Below are 13,609 nucleotides of genomic sequence, written 5' to 3'. Positions count from 1 at the left end.
ACAGCGGCAACAGCGGCACGTTTCGCTTCGCCAGCAGGGAACGACGGCTGCCCGGCGGCCACCGCCGGCGCACGGCTAGCGGAAGACGATCACCGGCACCCGCGAGTACGACAGCACTTTTTGCGTCACGCTGCCGAGAAGCAGCTTCTTGATCTCGCTGCGTCCGCGCGAGGCCATGAAGATGGCGTCACATCGCCTCTTCCGCGCGGCGTCGATGATTCCTTCATGGGTGGTCGCCGGCTTGCCGATCAGCCCCGCATAATCGACGCCAGCCGCCTGCGCTGCCTGCGCAATCTCGTCGAGGTATGCCTCACCGGTCGCCCGCGCCATCCGGTCGAGCGTGATCAGCACCTTCTTGTCGATCAGATCGCCGTCACCGAAAGCGGCGGGGTGCAGCAGCGGCATCGCGTAGTAACCGGTGACCTTCGCCCCGAGAGACTTTGCCAGCCTGATACCGGCCTTGATCGCCTTGCGCGAGACGACCGAACCATCGGTCGGAATGAGGATGTTCTTGAACATGTGGCTTGCTCCTGGAAGACTATTGGGTCGAAGGGGACGCCCACCTCGTCGTGTCCCGCGGCACACACCTCCCCAGCGGAGCCGCCGGCGGCAGGAGGAAGAACGAAACGCGTTGCCTTATGGTAGGCCCGTGCCGGGAACGGCGTCAATTGCCCGCTCACATCGTACCGCCGCGATACGAACGCCTGCGGTACAATTGCCGGCCGTCGCCAGGCGGCGCCCTTGTCCCGCTGCAGCAGCCGTGACATGCCGGCAGGCGGCATGCCCCCGACCCTCGGCGCCGTTCGCTCACCTGCGCTTGCCGCCCCCATCGCCCGTTTTCGGCCTGACTTTCACGCATACGATCTTCCAGAGGTTCCTTCGTGCTCATCGCCAACAACATCACCATGCAGTTCGGGGCGCGCCCCCTTTTCGAGAACGTCTCGCTCAAGTTCGGCGAGGGCTTTCGTTACGGATTGATCGGCGCCAACGGCTCGGGCAAGTCGACCTTCATGAAGATTCTCGCGCGCGAGCTCGAACCGACTGCCGGCAACGTCACGAAGGACGTACACGAACGCATGGCCTACCTGCGCCAGGACCAGTTCGCCTTCGAGGAGCAGCGCGTCATCGACGTCGTCATGATGGGACATGAGGAGATGTGGGCCTGCATGCTCGAGAAGGACGCCATCTACGCCAACCCCGATGCGAGCGAGGCGGACTACATGCACGCCGCCGACCTCGAAGCCCGCTTTGCCGAATATGGCGGCTACAGCGCCGAGTCGCGCGCCGGCGAACTGCTGCTCGGCGTCGGCATCCCGGCGGCGCAGCATTACGGGCCGATGAGCGATGTTGCGCCGGGCTGGAAGCTGCGTGTCCTGCTGATTCAGGCGCTGTTCGCCGACCCGGACATCCTGCTCCTCGACGAGCCAACGAACAACCTCGACATCGGCACGATCCGCTGGCTGGAGAACGTGATCAACGAGCGCAACAGCACGATGGTCATCATCTCGCACGATCGCCATTTCCTCAACCAGGTCTGCACGCACATGGCGGACCTCGATTACGGCAGGATCACCGTCTACCCGGGTAACTACGACGATTTCATGGAAGCCTCGACGCAGGCGCGGCAACGACAGCAGAGTGCCAACGCCAAGGCGAAGGAACGGATCGCCGAGTTGCAGAGCTTCGTCCGCCGCTTCTCGGCCAACGCATCGAAGGCCAGACAGGCGACATCACGCCTGAAGCTGATCGACAAGCTGAAACCCGAGGACGTCAAGCCGTCGTCGCGTCAGTACCCGTGGATCCGTTTCGAGTTCGACGACAAGGAAAAGCTGCACCGGCAGGCGGTCGAGATCCAGAATCTCGGCTTCGCCCATCACGCTGCCGAACGGCCGCTTTTCAGCAAGCTCGACCTGACGCTCAACGGCGGTGAGCGCCTGGCGATCATCGGCGAGAACGGCGTCGGCAAGACGACGCTGCTGAAGCTGCTGATGGGGGAACTGCAACCGCAGCGCGGCAGCATCAAGTGGGCCGAAAAGGCGCGCCCGGGCTACTACGCGCAAGACCACGCGCTCGACTTCGACAGCGATCGCAGCCTGACCGACTGGATCGGCGGCTACGCGCGCGGCAGCGCAGAGGAAGGCGATGACCTGGCAACGCTGATCCGCGGCACGCTCGGCCGGCTGCTGTTCTCGGGCAACGAGGTGCACAAGCCGGTGCGCGTCATTTCCGGTGGCGAACAGGGGCGGATGATCTTCGGCAAGCTGATGCTGCAGCGGCCGAACGTGCTGGTGATGGACGAACCGACCAACCACCTCGACATGGAATCGATCGAGTCGCTCAACACCGCGCTCGAGAAGTTCAAGGGCACGCTGATCTTCGTCTCGCACGACCGCGAGTTCGTCTCCTCACTGGCGACGCGCGTGCTCGAAATCCGCCCCGACGGCACGCTGGTCAACTACCTCGGCAACTATGAGGACTACCTCGCCAGCCAGGGCATCGCCTGAAGCGAAGTGCAGCGTGGCGGCGGTCGCTCAGGCGATGACGCCGCCGCCGAGACAGACGCGACTCTCGTACACCACCACCGACTGCCCGGGAGTCACCGCCCACTGCGGCTCGGCGAAGCGGATGCTGCAGGCGTCCGCTGCCACCCACTCGATCTCGCACGGCGCATCCGCCTGCCGGTAGCGCGTCTTCGCCGTATACACCCAGTGCGCGTGCGGCGGATGGCCGGACACCCAGGAGAGATCGCGCGCGGTCAGTTCGTCACCGAGCAACGCAGGGTGATCGTGGCCCTGCACGACGTGCAGGACGTTGTTGACGATGTCCTTGCCGGCGACGAACCAGGCGTCGTGGTCGCCGCTCGCGCCACCCTTGCCGCCCTTGACGCCGCCGATGTGCAGCCCCTTGCGCTGGCCGATGGTGTGATAGGCGACGCCGTCGTGCTCACCGAGCACGCGGTCGTCGTCGAGGCAGCGAATCTCGCCCTTCTGCGGCGGCAGGTAGCGCATCAGGAACTCCTTGAAGGGTCGCTCGCCGATGAAGCAGATGCCTGTCGAATCCTTCTTGAGCGCGACATGCAGGCCGGCATCGGCGGCAATCCGGCGGACCTCCCGCTTGTACAGCCCGGCGAGCGGGAACAGCGTCGCCGCCAGTTGCTCCTGTTGCAGCCGATGCAGGAAATAGCTCTGGTCCTTGGTGCCATCCTCGGCCTTGAGCAGCTGCCACGCGCCCTGGAACTCGCGCACGCCGGCGTAGTGGCCGGTGGCGATGCGGTCGGCGCCGATTCGCGCCGCATGCTCGAGGAAAGCCCTGAACTTGATCTCGGAATTGCACAGGACATCCGGGTTCGGTGTCCGCCCCGCCTCGTACTCGCGCAGAAAATGGGCAAAGACGCGCTCGCGGTACTCGGCGGCGAAGTTCAGCACCTCGACGTCGATCCCGAGCGTGTCGGCGACACTCATGACATCGACCAGGTCCTGGCGCGACGAACAATGCTCGTCGGTATCGTCGTCCTCCCAGTTCTTCATGAACAGGCCAAGCACGCGCCAGCCCTGCTGCTTGAGCAGCAGCGCGGCAACCGCCGAATCGACGCCGCCCGAGAGGCCGACGAGCACCGTTCTTCCTTCGTTCATCTCCTTGTCCCCGCAGCCATCATCATCTCACGGTCCAAAAGCCGGCATGCCGGCGATCAGCGAAGGCACCGCACTCTCCACCTCACCGCCGCCGGCCAGCCATTCCGGCAGCGACATGACCACCGCCGGCTGGCCATTGTCGTGAAACCAGCTGTCGACGACGTGCAGCCTCGCCGTCGCGGCGACGCCGTCCGGTGTCGCCGCCGCCGACCTTTCCGCGATCTGCGCCGAGAAATGGTCAGCGAACAGGTAGCGCGTCCGCAGCACCGGTTCGCGAACCTCATGGAAGCGCAACCAGCGATGATCGTCGAGCATGCGCAGCAGCCGCGTCGTCGTCAGCGCATGATCGATGCAGTCCATTCGCCCATCGACCCCGTCGTCGGCAACATTGCCGCCACGGTCGGCGGCGATCGCGCTCTGCTCACCCGCCCAGCCGAGCAGCCAGCCGATCACCAGTGCCAACCGGTCGCGCTCGTCGGCGGCGTCGCCGGCTGCGGCGAGAAAGGCTCCCACCAGCGCCAGCTGCCGATCGTTGTAGCGCACCTCGGCCTCCTGCAGGCAGCCGTAGTTGTAGCAGACCCGCAGCGTCACGTCGGCGACAGCCGTTTGCGCCGACGCCGCCAACAACAGGACGATCAGCCAGCGCACGGGAAATGGCTCAGAAGCTGCAGCGGGTAACGCCTGCCGGACAGCCAGTCGTCGATGCAGCGCAGCACCATCGGACTGCGGTGCTCCGCCTGCCGCGCCCGGATTTCGTCCACCGTCAGCCAGTGCGCTGCGAGGATGCCGGCATCGAGCTGCCGCGCCGGGTCGTGGGACACGATCTCGCCGGCGAAGGCAAAACGCAGATAGGCGAGATCGCCGGCGCCGGTCGGGTAGAGGTAGACGCCGAGCAGCGAATCCGGGCGCATCGTGTACGCCGTCTCCTCGAGCGTCTCGCGGACGGCGGCATCGAGTAGCGACTCACCCCAGTCGAGGTGGCCTGCCGGCTGGTTGAAGCGGATGCCGTACTCGGTTTCCTCCTCGACGAGCAGGAAACGGCCGTCACGTTCGAGTACCGAGGCGACGGTGACGTTCGGTTTCCAGATCATGGCAGCAGCCCTGAGAAGGTCGGCGAAGCCGCCATTTTAGCGCCAACGGGGGGGCGAAATCGGCTAGAATTTCCGCTTCAGGTTTACCGGCTCGAGGGGAGAAGAAGATGTCCATGGCGGATCGCGACGGCTTCATCTGGTACGATGGCAAGCTGGTTCCATGGCGCGATGCCACCACCCACGTGCTGACGCATACCCTGCACTATGGCATGGGCGTCTTCGAGGGCGTCCGCGCCTACAAGGCGGCAAGGGGTACGGCCATCTTCCGCCTCGCCGAGCATACCGAGCGCCTGTTCAACTCCGCCTACATCTTCCAGATGAAGATGCCCTACGACCGCGAGACCCTGCTCGAGGCCCAGAAGGAAGTCGTGCGCGCGAATGGCCTCGAGTCGTGCTACATCCGGCCGATCGTCTTCTACGGCTCGGAGGCGATGGGCATCGCCGCCACCACGATCAGCACGCATGTCGCCATCGCCGCCTGGCCGTGGGGCGCCTACCTCGGTGCCGAGGGAATGGAGAAGGGAATCCGTGTCAAGACCTCGTCCTTCACCCGCCACCACGTGAATATCAACATGTGCCGCTCGAAATCGGTGGGCACCTACACCAACTCGATCCTTGCCCACCAGGAGGTCGCGCACGACGGTTACGACGAGGCACTGCTCCTCGATGTCGATGGTTATGTCGCCGAAGGAGCCGGCGAGAACGTCTTCATCGTCAAGAAGGGGACGCTGTACACGCCGGACCTGACGTCCTGCCTGGAAGGAATCACGCGCGCCTCGGTCCTCGAACTCGCCGACGAGCTCGGCATTCCGGTGATCGAGAAGCGCATCACCCGCGACGAGGTGTATTGTGCCGACGAGGCCTTTTTCACCGGGACCGCCGCCGAAGTGACGCCGATCCGCGAGCTCGACAACCGCCAGATCGGCGCCGGCCACCGCGGCCCGATCACGACAAGAATCCAGAGCCTGTTCTTCGACTGCGTGAACGGCCGCGTGCCGGCGCACGAGGACTGGCTTGCCTACGTCCAAACGCCTTCTGCAAGGTGATCAAAAAGATGTCCCAGAACGACCAACAGAAGCCCATCGCGGTCACCGCCAACGACCTGCCGCTGCATTGCCCGACGAAGGACGCACCACTCTGGGCCAGGCACCCGCGCATCTTCCTCGACATCACGCAAAGCGGCGAGGCCACCTGCCCTTACTGCAGCGCCCACTACGTGCTGCAGGGTGGACTCCCGAAAGGCCACCACTGAGCCTCCGCTACCCGAAGACGGGTAGCGTACCGCAGAGCCAGCGATGAAAGCCCTCGTCGTCGCCCCTTCGTGGATCGGTGACTCGGTGCTGGCGCAGCCTCTGTTCACCCGGCTGCACGAGCGAACCCCCGGCCTGCAGCTCGATGCGCTTGCACCGCGCTGGGTGGCACCGGTCCTCGAGCGGATGCCCGAGATCAACCGTATCGTCGACAGCCCATTCGCGCATGGCGAGCTGTCGCTGCGCACCCGCCACCGCATCGCCCGCGAACTGGCACGAGAGGGCTACCAGCGCGCCTATGTCCTGCCCAACTCGCTCAAGTCGGCCCTGATCCCGTTCTTCGCCGACATCCCCGAGCGCATCGGCTTCATCGGCGAGACCCGCTACGGCCTGATCAACCGCCGCCACACGCTGGACAAGAAGCTGCTGCCGCAGATGGCGGAGCGTTTCGCCCAACTCGCCGAAGAGCCGGCAGCGCCACTGCCTCGACCCCTGCCGCAACCGCGCCTGCGCACCAGCCCGGCGCAGCGCATCGAGACGCTGGCCGCGCTCGGTGTCAGCCTGCCGGCGAAACTCGCGGTCTTCTGTCCGGGGGCCGAATACGGGCCGGCAAAACGTTGGCCTGCGAGACACTTCGCGGCCCTGGCCGCCGCACTGGCCCAGCGCGGCCATGCCGTCTGGCTGCTCGGGTCGACCAAGGACAGAGCGGTCGGCGAGGAGATCCTCGAGCATGCCAGCCCCGGCAGCCTGCCGCTCAACCTGTGCGGTACGACGACGCTGGCACAGGCGATCGACCTCATCGGTGCCGCCTCGCTGGTCGTCTGCAACGATTCCGGCCTGATGCACGTGGCTGCCGCCCTCGGCCGCCGGGTCGTCGCCGTCTACGGCTCGTCATCGCCCGACTTCACGCCGCCCCTGTCGGCAACGGCGACGATCATCAGCCTCAATCTCGCCTGCAGCCCCTGCTTCAAACGGCAGTGTCCGCTCGGCCACCTCGACTGCCTGCAGCAGATCGAGCCCGAGCGCGTGCTCGCCGCCTGCCTTGGTGGAGTCGCCGCATGATCGTCATCTTTGCCACACCCGAGGATGTCGAGGCGGCCTTTTACGAGGCCATCGCCCGTGCCGACCTGGGTGCCCTGATGAGCGTCTGGGCCGAGGACGAGGAAATCGTCTGCATTCACCCGACGGGCCAGCGCCTGGTCGGCGCCGACGCGATCCGTGACAGCTGGCGCAGCATCTTCGCCAACAATCCGCGCCTGTCGGTGCGCCTGAGCCGCGGCGTCCGCTGGAGCGGCATGCTGCTGTCGGTGCACACCGTCGTCGAGATGCTGTACATCGGCGATGACCGCAAGCCGCACGGCCCGATGCTCGCCACCAACGTCTTCCAGCGTGGCGCCAGCGGCTGGCGGCTGCTGGCGCACCACTCATCCACCGCGGCCGAGCGCGAAGCCGCCGAGGGCGATGGCAGCGGCGACCGCAACACGCCGCGGACGCTGCATTGATCCCGTATCGCGCTCCCGGCTGGCTGCCTGGCGGCCATCTGCAGACCGTCTATCCGCTGCTCATCCGCCCCGACCCGATACCCTACCAGCGGCAGCGCTGGGAAACTCCGGACGGCGACTTCATCGACCTCGACTGGCTGGTCAGTGCGGACACCGTGACCGGGAAGGAAGAGGCACGATCGCTGCTGGTGGTCTTCCATGGTCTCGAAGGCAGTTCGAACAGTCACTACGTGCGGGCGCTGCTGGGTGCCGCGGCGGCGATCGGCTGGGCCGCGGTAGCGGTCAACTTCCGCGGCTGTTCGGGTGAGAGCAACCGCCTGCCGCGCGCCTACCATTCGGGCGACAGCGACGAGATCGACTGGATCCTGCGCCGTCTGCGAACCGCTTTCCCGCAGCAGCGACACTACGCGGCCGGTGTCTCGCTTGGCGGCAACGCGCTGCTCAAGTGGCTGGGCGAAAGCGGGACCGCTGCCGGCAGCTGCCTGCAGGCAGCGGCGGCGATCAGCGCACCGGTCGATCTCGCCGCCTGTGGTCATCATCTCGCGCACGGCTTCAATCGCGTCTACACCCGGCACTTCCTGCACAGCCTGAAGCACAACGCGGCGGGCAAGCTGCGCCGCTACCCGGGGCTCTTCGACGAAAGGCGGATGCGCAGCGCCCGCAACCTGTACGAATTCGACGATGTCGTCACGGCGCCGCTGCATGGTTTCGCCGGTGCCGACGACTACTGGCGACGGGCGTCGAGCAAGCCGTGGCTGGGCAGCATCCGGCTGCCGACGCTGCTGCTCAACGCCGTCAACGACCCGTTCCTGCCGCCACAGGCGCTGCCTGCCGCCAACGAGGTCGCCGGCAGTGTCCGCATCGATTTCCCGCGCCAGGGTGGCCACGTCGGCTTCGTCACCGGCAGTCCCCCGGGGCAGCTCGTCTGGCTGCCGCGACGAGTCCTGCACTATTTCCAGAACGAGGTGTGAAATGAACCCTCCCCTGCCGCAAGAGATTTTCAAGGCCTACGACATCCGCGGCATCGTCGGCCGCACGCTGACACCCGCCATCGTCAGCCGCATCGGCCATGGACTCGGTTCACTGGCGGTCGAACGTGGGCAGTGCGCAATCGCGGTCGGCCGCGACGGGCGCCTGTCGGGCCCGGAGCTGGCGGAGGCCTTGATGGCGGGCATCCGCATGGCCGGCATCGACACCATCGACGTCGGCTGCGTGCCGACACCGGTGGTCTACTTCGCGGCGCACGAACTCGGCTGCCAGAGTTGCGTCGCCGTCACCGGCAGCCACAACCCGCCCGACTACAACGGACTGAAGATGGTCGTCGCCGGCGAGACGCTGGCCGGCGAGACGATCCAGGGCATCCGGCAACGCGTCGACGCCAATCGCCTGCAGCACGGTTCCGGCCAGGCCAGCAGCGCCGACGTGCAGCCGGCGTACCTGGCGCGGATCGGCAGCGACGTCCGCCTGGCACGGCCGATGAAGATCGCCGTCGACTGTGGCAACGGCGTCTCCGGTGGCATCGCGCCGCAACTCTTCCGGGCCCTTGGTTGTGAACTCGTCGAACTGTTCTGCGCCGTCGACGGCAGCTTCCCGAACCACCATCCGGACCCGTCGAAGCCCGAAAACCTGCAGGATCTGATCGCGGCGCTGCGCGACAGCGGGGCCGAGATCGGACTTGCCTTCGACGGTGACGGCGACCGTCTCGGCGTCGTCACCCGCGACGGCGAGATCATCTACCCGGACCGCCAGTTGATGCTCTTTGCCGCCGATGTCCTGCGCCGCTGTCCCGGGCAACCGATCATCTACGACGTCAAGTGCACCCGCCGGCTGGCGCCCTGGATCCGCGAGCACGGTGGCGAACCCTTGATGTGGAAGACCGGCCATGCGCTGGTCAAGGCCAAGCTGAAGGAGAGCGGATCGCCGCTGGCCGGCGAAATGAGTGGCCACATCTTCTTCAGGGAACGCTGGTTCGGCTTCGACGACGGGCTCTATGCCGGCGCCCGGCTGCTCGAGATCGTCTCGCAGGCAGCCGACGCCAACGCCGTGCTGCGCGCCCTGCCCGACAGCAGCTCGACGCCCGAACTCAACATCGGCATGGGCGAGGGCGAGCCCTTTGCGCTGATCGAGCAGCTGCAGCGGCAAGCCCGCTTCGCCGGCGCGCGCGAGATCATCACCATCGATGGCCTGCGCGTCGAGTATGCCGACGGTTTCGGCCTCGCCCGCCCGTCGAACACGACGCCGGTCGTCGTCCTGCGCTTCGAGGCCGACTCCGCCGCCGCGCTGGCACGCATCCAGGCGGATTTCCGTCGCGTCTTCAACGAGGCACGGCCCGATCTGCGCCTGCCGTTCTGACCGGCCGCCAACGACCCGGCACATCGCCGAGGAGGAGCCATCGTGATCACCGAGCAAGCCCTGCGGAAAGCCTTTCTCTTTCGCCAGCCGATCGTCAGCCGGCAGCAGGAACTCGCCGGTTACCAGCTGTTGCTGCGCAGTGCCGAACCCGACGCCGATGAGCGCCAGCGGGCGCCCAACACCGCCGGTCTCTGCGCCGCCTACCTCGAGCTGGGCATGCAGAGCGCTCTCGGCAACACCTGCGCCTACCTCGGCATCACGCCGGACTTCCTGCAGCAGGAGGCGCTCGAGCTGCTGCCGGCGGCGGGCGTCGTCCTTGAACTGCTGCTCGACCACCCGCCGGAGAAGGCGGTCCAGATCCGTTGTCGCCGCCTGCACGAACGCGGCTACACGCTGGCGCTCGCGGACTACCGCGGCATCGATGATCGCAGCCGGCCGCTGCTGCCGATGGTCGATGTGATCAAGATCGACGCCGGCAAGACGGACGAGCGCACGCTCGGCAACCTCGCTGGCTCGTTGCGCAACCTGCCGATCAAGCTCCTGGCGCAAGGGGTCGACAGCCGCGAACTGATGGATCGTTGCCGCAACCTGGGCTTCACGCTCTTTCAGGGGCGCCATTTCGCGCAGGCCGAGATCGTCAGCGGCCGCCGCCTTTCAGCTTCGCAGGCAGCGCTGATCCGCCTGATCAACCTCGTCGGACGCGATGTCGATGTGGCCCTGATCGAGGACGCGTTCAAGCACGAACCGGCGCTGACGCTGAACCTCCTGCGCATCGTCAACTCGGTCGGGCACCGCGGCAACCGCCTGTCGCAACCGGTGACCTCGCTGCGCCATGCGATCAACCTCTTCGGGCGGCGCCATCTGCAGCGCTGGCTGTCCCTTCTGCTGCTCGCGCCGGGCAGCGTTGCCGGCGACCCGGCAAGCTCACCGCTGCTGCAGGTGGCTGCCCTGCGCGGACGCATGATGGAACTGCTGATCGCTGGCGACCCGTCGGGAGCGAACGGCAGGCTGGCCGACCTGGCTTTCATGACCGGCATCCTGTCGATGATGCCGGCAGCTCTGGGGCTGCCAATCGACGAGATCCTCGCGCAGATCGCCGTCGAGGACGAGGTGCGCACCGCGCTTTGCGAGCACGCCGGCCTCCTCGGGAGCATCCTCGCCCTGCTCGAGTGTTTCGACAACGATGACGCCAGCGGCTGCGACGCGCTGCTCGACCACCTGCCGGGGCATCTGGATCGTCAAGCGCTCAACACCTGCCTCAGTGTCGCGCTGCGCTGGCTGAACGGCAACGGCGGGTAGACGGCCCCGGGCGCAGCTTGGCGACACGCCAGACGCGGCGCGGCAAGGGAAAGAGGTCGAGGAAAGGTCCGGCTCGCAAGGCACGGAGAGAGCCGGTACGCTGCCTCGAGAGCACGCCGAAAGGGAGCCGCATCGAACAGCGGGCCGATCCGCCGCGTGTACGGCAAGGGGGGCCGGAGCTGGCCACCGCGCTCGGACCCGGCGGCGGCGCAGCCGCTTGCCTGGGGCGAGCGATGCCCGCTTCACGCCCGTCGCACTCGCACGCGTGATGGGCAGCCGCTGCAACCACCCGCACGTTGCCGCCGCTGCAATGGCTTACCAGGGGTGCCCGGCTGCCCCTTGGTCATCGCCCATGAGATCGATGCGGTCGGTAAACACGGCGGCGACGCCACGCGAGAACAGCGCCGACGCCAGCAACGGATCATCGACGGTGTAGCAGAGGACCGGAACGCCGCATGACCCGGCTTCGGCGACGACATCATCGTCAACCAGGGCGGCGTCGCAATGCAATGTCAGCGCGCCCAGCTGGCGCATGCGTTGGCGCCAGTCGGCGGGGACGCGCTCGAAGAGGCAGCCCAGCGGCAGGGTCGGCGCCACCGCGCGCGCGGCCCGCAGCGCGACCTCGGAGAAGGATGAGACGAGCGGCTGCTCGCTGCCCGCCCACAACGCCTCCACCTGCCTGGCGACGACCGCTCCGGTCAGTTCCTCGCAGCCGGCCGCGGGCTTGATCTCGACGTTGGCGTACAGGCCGAACTGGCGACAGCTGGCGGCTGCCGCCGCCAGGGTCGGCACACGCTCGCCGGCGAAAGCCGGGTGCCGGCGGATGCCGGCGTCGAGCTCGCGCAGCCGCACGTCGCTGGCGGCGCCGAGGCGGCCGACGCCGTCGGTCGTCCGTTCGAGGGTCTCGTCGTGGAACAGCCACGGCGTGCCGTCGGCCGACAACATGACGTCGAATTCGACCGCCGTGATGCCGAGACGGGCGGCGATGTGCAGGCCGGCGAGGGTGTTCTCGGGTGCCAGCGCGCCGCCGCAGCGGTGCGCAAACACGCGCGGCAAGCACCAGCCCAGCGGCGTGGCTCTCACTTCTTCCTGGCTGGCGCCTTTCCCTCTGCCGCAGGCACTTTGTGCATGACCAGGTTGCCCCGCTGCACGGCGATGTCGAGCGCCTCCTTGGCCGGGGTCTTGCCGGACCAGGCTGCCTCCAGTTCCTCCTCGACGATGATGCGCACCTTCTCGATCTCGGAAACGCGGATCGTGCGCAGCGCCGCCGGGCCCTGCAACTGGCGATAGGCGATGTTGAGACCGGCGACATCGGCCTGCAGCAGCTTGCTGCCAGCGGCGGCGCGCGCGGCGGCGGTCATCGGCAGGAAGCCCGATGCGGCGGTGAATTCGACCTGCAGGCTGGGTTCCATCAGGAAGCGGACGAATTGCGCGATTCCCTTGTAATCGGCCGGCTTCCTGCCGCCAGCCGCCCATAGCGAGGCCCCACCGGCAAGGGTCTGCTGCGGTGCTCCCTGAATGTCGTCGTGATAGGGCAGCGGCGACACTCCGGTGTCGACCCTGCGGCTCTCGTGCAACGCACCGAACAGCGACGAGGAGGAGGTCAGCATGCCGCACTCGCCTTCAGCGAAGCGCCGGTCCGCCTCGTCACGGCGGCCGAAATAGATGAAGAAGCGCGCTTTCGCCCAGGTCGTCAGCAGCGCCGTGTGCTTCACCTGCGGCAGGCCGTTGAAGATCAGGGTACCCTTGGCATCGGCCACTTCGACACCGTTCCAGGCACTGAGGTTGTCGATATGCACCCATGCCGGCCAGGAAGTGGTATACGGGCACTTGCTGCCGGCGTCGAACAGTTTGTCTGCCGCCTTCTGCACTTCGGCCCAGGTCCGCGGGGGCTTCTCCGGATCGAGCCCCGCCTTGCGGAACGCACCCTTGTTGATGAACAGGATCGGGGTGGCGAGAGCGAGCGGCAGCGCGGCCAGGTTGCCTCTTGCATCGGTCAGTCCGACGCGCAGTTCGGGCGCGATACTGCTGCCGTCGAAGGGAATTCCGGCTTCGCTCATGATCTGCTGGATCGGTTTGAAAGCCGCCTTGGCTGCGACGTAGTGCCCCTGCTCCTCCCGCGTGGCAAGGTTGAGATCCGTCGCCGGCTCGCCCTGAACCCGGCGCACCAGCTTGACCTGGTAATCCTTCTGGCTGCCGTTGAAACGTTCGATCACCTTCTCGACGCGCTCGGCGCGCTCCTCGTCGAGCTGGTGCGACAACAGGATCTCGGCCGGCGCGGCCGCCGTCAGGCCGGGCATGGAAGCGGCAAGGGCGAGAGCCAGAGCCGTCGGGAGGAATTTTCGCAAGAGCATGGCAGTCCTTCGGTAACGGGAAAAGAGTGCGATTATAGCGGCAGGTGGCGACGTCTTGGCCGACGAAGCGACCTGCCACCAGTTCTCATTTCGACCCCCATGGCCGGGAGTGGTGAGGTTCAGGACGAT

Annotated in this window: 14 protein-coding genes; 8 read left to right on the top strand and 6 right to left on the bottom strand. The window is 66.9% G+C overall.

What is annotated here, in order from left to right; translation table 11 throughout:
* Positions 1-75: 75 nt before the first annotated feature.
* Positions 76-519 carry a universal stress protein gene (locus tag NFW30_RS02430; RefSeq protein ID WP_295349773.1) on the bottom strand — a complete coding sequence of 148 codons (444 nt, stop codon included), beginning with the start codon at positions 517-519 and terminating at the stop codon, positions 76-78.
* A 362-nt stretch (positions 520-881) separates the two neighbouring features.
* Here NFW30_RS02430 and NFW30_RS02425 point away from each other — a divergent pair, with 362 nt between their 5' ends.
* Complete coding sequence (locus NFW30_RS02425; RefSeq protein WP_295349771.1) at positions 882-2,504, top strand: ABC-F family ATPase; 1,623 nt, start codon at positions 882-884, stop codon at positions 2,502-2,504.
* Positions 2,505-2,531: 27 nt separating this feature from the next.
* Here NFW30_RS02425 and mnmA read toward each other — a convergent pair whose 3' ends face one another.
* From mnmA to NFW30_RS02410, 3 genes are read right to left on the bottom strand one after another with little or no spacing between them, the layout of a single operon-like run.
* On the bottom strand, positions 2,532-3,632 hold the full coding sequence (gene mnmA / locus NFW30_RS02420) for a tRNA 2-thiouridine(34) synthase MnmA (RefSeq protein ID WP_295349770.1): 1,101 nt from the start codon (positions 3,630-3,632) through the stop codon (positions 2,532-2,534).
* Positions 3,633-3,659: 27 nt separating this feature from the next.
* Positions 3,660-4,280: a hypothetical protein gene (locus NFW30_RS02415; RefSeq protein WP_295349769.1), complete on the bottom strand. Its 621-nt coding sequence runs from the start codon at positions 4,278-4,280 to the stop codon at positions 3,660-3,662.
* Positions 4,268-4,723 carry an NUDIX hydrolase gene (locus tag NFW30_RS02410; RefSeq protein ID WP_295349768.1) on the bottom strand — a complete coding sequence of 152 codons (456 nt, stop codon included), beginning with the start codon at positions 4,721-4,723 and terminating at the stop codon, positions 4,268-4,270. The genes NFW30_RS02415 and NFW30_RS02410 overlap by 13 nt, the downstream gene beginning before the upstream one ends.
* Positions 4,724-4,830: 107 nt before the next feature.
* Between NFW30_RS02410 and NFW30_RS02405 the strand changes: the two genes are divergently transcribed.
* Genes NFW30_RS02405 through NFW30_RS02375 form a run of 7 tightly spaced genes read left to right on the top strand, consistent with a single transcriptional unit; the run spans position 4,831 to position 11,126 of the window.
* Positions 4,831-5,769, top strand: a complete 939-nt coding sequence (locus NFW30_RS02405) for a branched-chain amino acid transaminase (RefSeq protein WP_295349767.1) — start codon at positions 4,831-4,833, stop codon at positions 5,767-5,769.
* An 8-nt stretch (positions 5,770-5,777) separates the two neighbouring features.
* A complete protein-coding gene (locus NFW30_RS02400; RefSeq protein WP_295349765.1) occupies positions 5,778-5,975 on the top strand; it encodes a zinc-finger domain-containing protein in 198 nt (65 codons plus the stop codon).
* Between the two features lie 43 nt (positions 5,976-6,018).
* Positions 6,019-7,035: a lipopolysaccharide heptosyltransferase II gene (waaF, locus tag NFW30_RS02395; RefSeq protein WP_295349764.1), complete on the top strand. Its 1,017-nt coding sequence runs from the start codon at positions 6,019-6,021 to the stop codon at positions 7,033-7,035.
* Positions 7,032-7,475 (top strand): nuclear transport factor 2 family protein, encoded by a 444-nt coding sequence (locus tag NFW30_RS02390; protein ID WP_295349763.1) that lies wholly within the window; start codon positions 7,032-7,034, stop codon positions 7,473-7,475. Before waaF ends, NFW30_RS02390 begins: the two co-directional genes overlap by 4 nt.
* On the top strand, positions 7,472-8,446 hold the full coding sequence (locus tag NFW30_RS02385) for a hydrolase (protein ID WP_295349762.1): 975 nt from the start codon (positions 7,472-7,474) through the stop codon (positions 8,444-8,446). The genes NFW30_RS02390 and NFW30_RS02385 overlap by 4 nt, the downstream gene beginning before the upstream one ends.
* A gap of 1 nt (position 8,447) precedes the next feature.
* A complete protein-coding gene (locus NFW30_RS02380; RefSeq protein ID WP_295349761.1) occupies positions 8,448-9,827 on the top strand; it encodes a phosphomannomutase/phosphoglucomutase in 1,380 nt (459 codons plus the stop codon).
* A gap of 42 nt (positions 9,828-9,869) precedes the next feature.
* Positions 9,870-11,126, top strand: a complete 1,257-nt coding sequence (locus NFW30_RS02375) for an EAL domain-containing protein (RefSeq protein WP_295349760.1) — start codon at positions 9,870-9,872, stop codon at positions 11,124-11,126.
* Between the two features lie 315 nt (positions 11,127-11,441).
* On the opposite strand, the gene ugpQ is transcribed toward NFW30_RS02375, so the two are convergent.
* On the bottom strand, positions 11,442-12,209 hold the full coding sequence (ugpQ, locus tag NFW30_RS02370; RefSeq protein ID WP_295371735.1) for a glycerophosphodiester phosphodiesterase: 768 nt from the start codon (positions 12,207-12,209) through the stop codon (positions 11,442-11,444).
* The gene (locus NFW30_RS02365) at positions 12,206-13,480 is read right to left on the bottom strand and encodes an extracellular solute-binding protein (RefSeq protein ID WP_295349758.1); all 1,275 of its coding nucleotides are present in this window, start codon (positions 13,478-13,480) and stop codon (positions 12,206-12,208) included. Before NFW30_RS02365 ends, ugpQ begins: the two co-directional genes overlap by 4 nt.
* Positions 13,481-13,609 lie beyond the last annotated feature (129 nt).

This window comes from Accumulibacter sp. (assembly GCF_023806635.1).
Taxonomy (GTDB): Bacteria; Pseudomonadota; Gammaproteobacteria; order Burkholderiales; family Rhodocyclaceae; genus Accumulibacter.
Note: the sequence above shows the minus strand (reverse complement) of the source record. Positions and strands in the feature narration are given on the sequence as shown.

Bases quoted from the DNA above. Each gene is read 5' to 3' on its own strand.
- NFW30_RS02365 (WP_295349758.1), bottom strand. From the start codon at position 13,480: ATGCTCTTGCGAAAATTCCTCCCGACGGCTCTGGCTCTCGCCCTTGCC.
- NFW30_RS02390 (WP_295349763.1), top strand. From the start codon at position 7,032: ATGATCGTCATCTTTGCCACACCCGAGGATGTCGAGGCGGCCTTTTAC.
- NFW30_RS02405 (WP_295349767.1), top strand. From the start codon at position 4,831: ATGTCCATGGCGGATCGCGACGGCTTCATCTGGTACGATGGCAAGCTG.
- mnmA (WP_295349770.1), bottom strand. From the start codon at position 3,632: ATGAACGAAGGAAGAACGGTGCTCGTCGGCCTCTCGGGCGGCGTCGAT.
- NFW30_RS02400 (WP_295349765.1), top strand. From the start codon at position 5,778: ATGTCCCAGAACGACCAACAGAAGCCCATCGCGGTCACCGCCAACGAC.
- waaF (WP_295349764.1), top strand. From the start codon at position 6,019: ATGAAAGCCCTCGTCGTCGCCCCTTCGTGGATCGGTGACTCGGTGCTG.
- NFW30_RS02380 (WP_295349761.1), top strand. From the start codon at position 8,448: ATGAACCCTCCCCTGCCGCAAGAGATTTTCAAGGCCTACGACATCCGC.
- NFW30_RS02410 (WP_295349768.1), bottom strand. From the start codon at position 4,723: ATGATCTGGAAACCGAACGTCACCGTCGCCTCGGTACTCGAACGTGAC.
- NFW30_RS02430 (WP_295349773.1), bottom strand. From the start codon at position 519: ATGTTCAAGAACATCCTCATTCCGACCGATGGTTCGGTCGTCTCGCGC.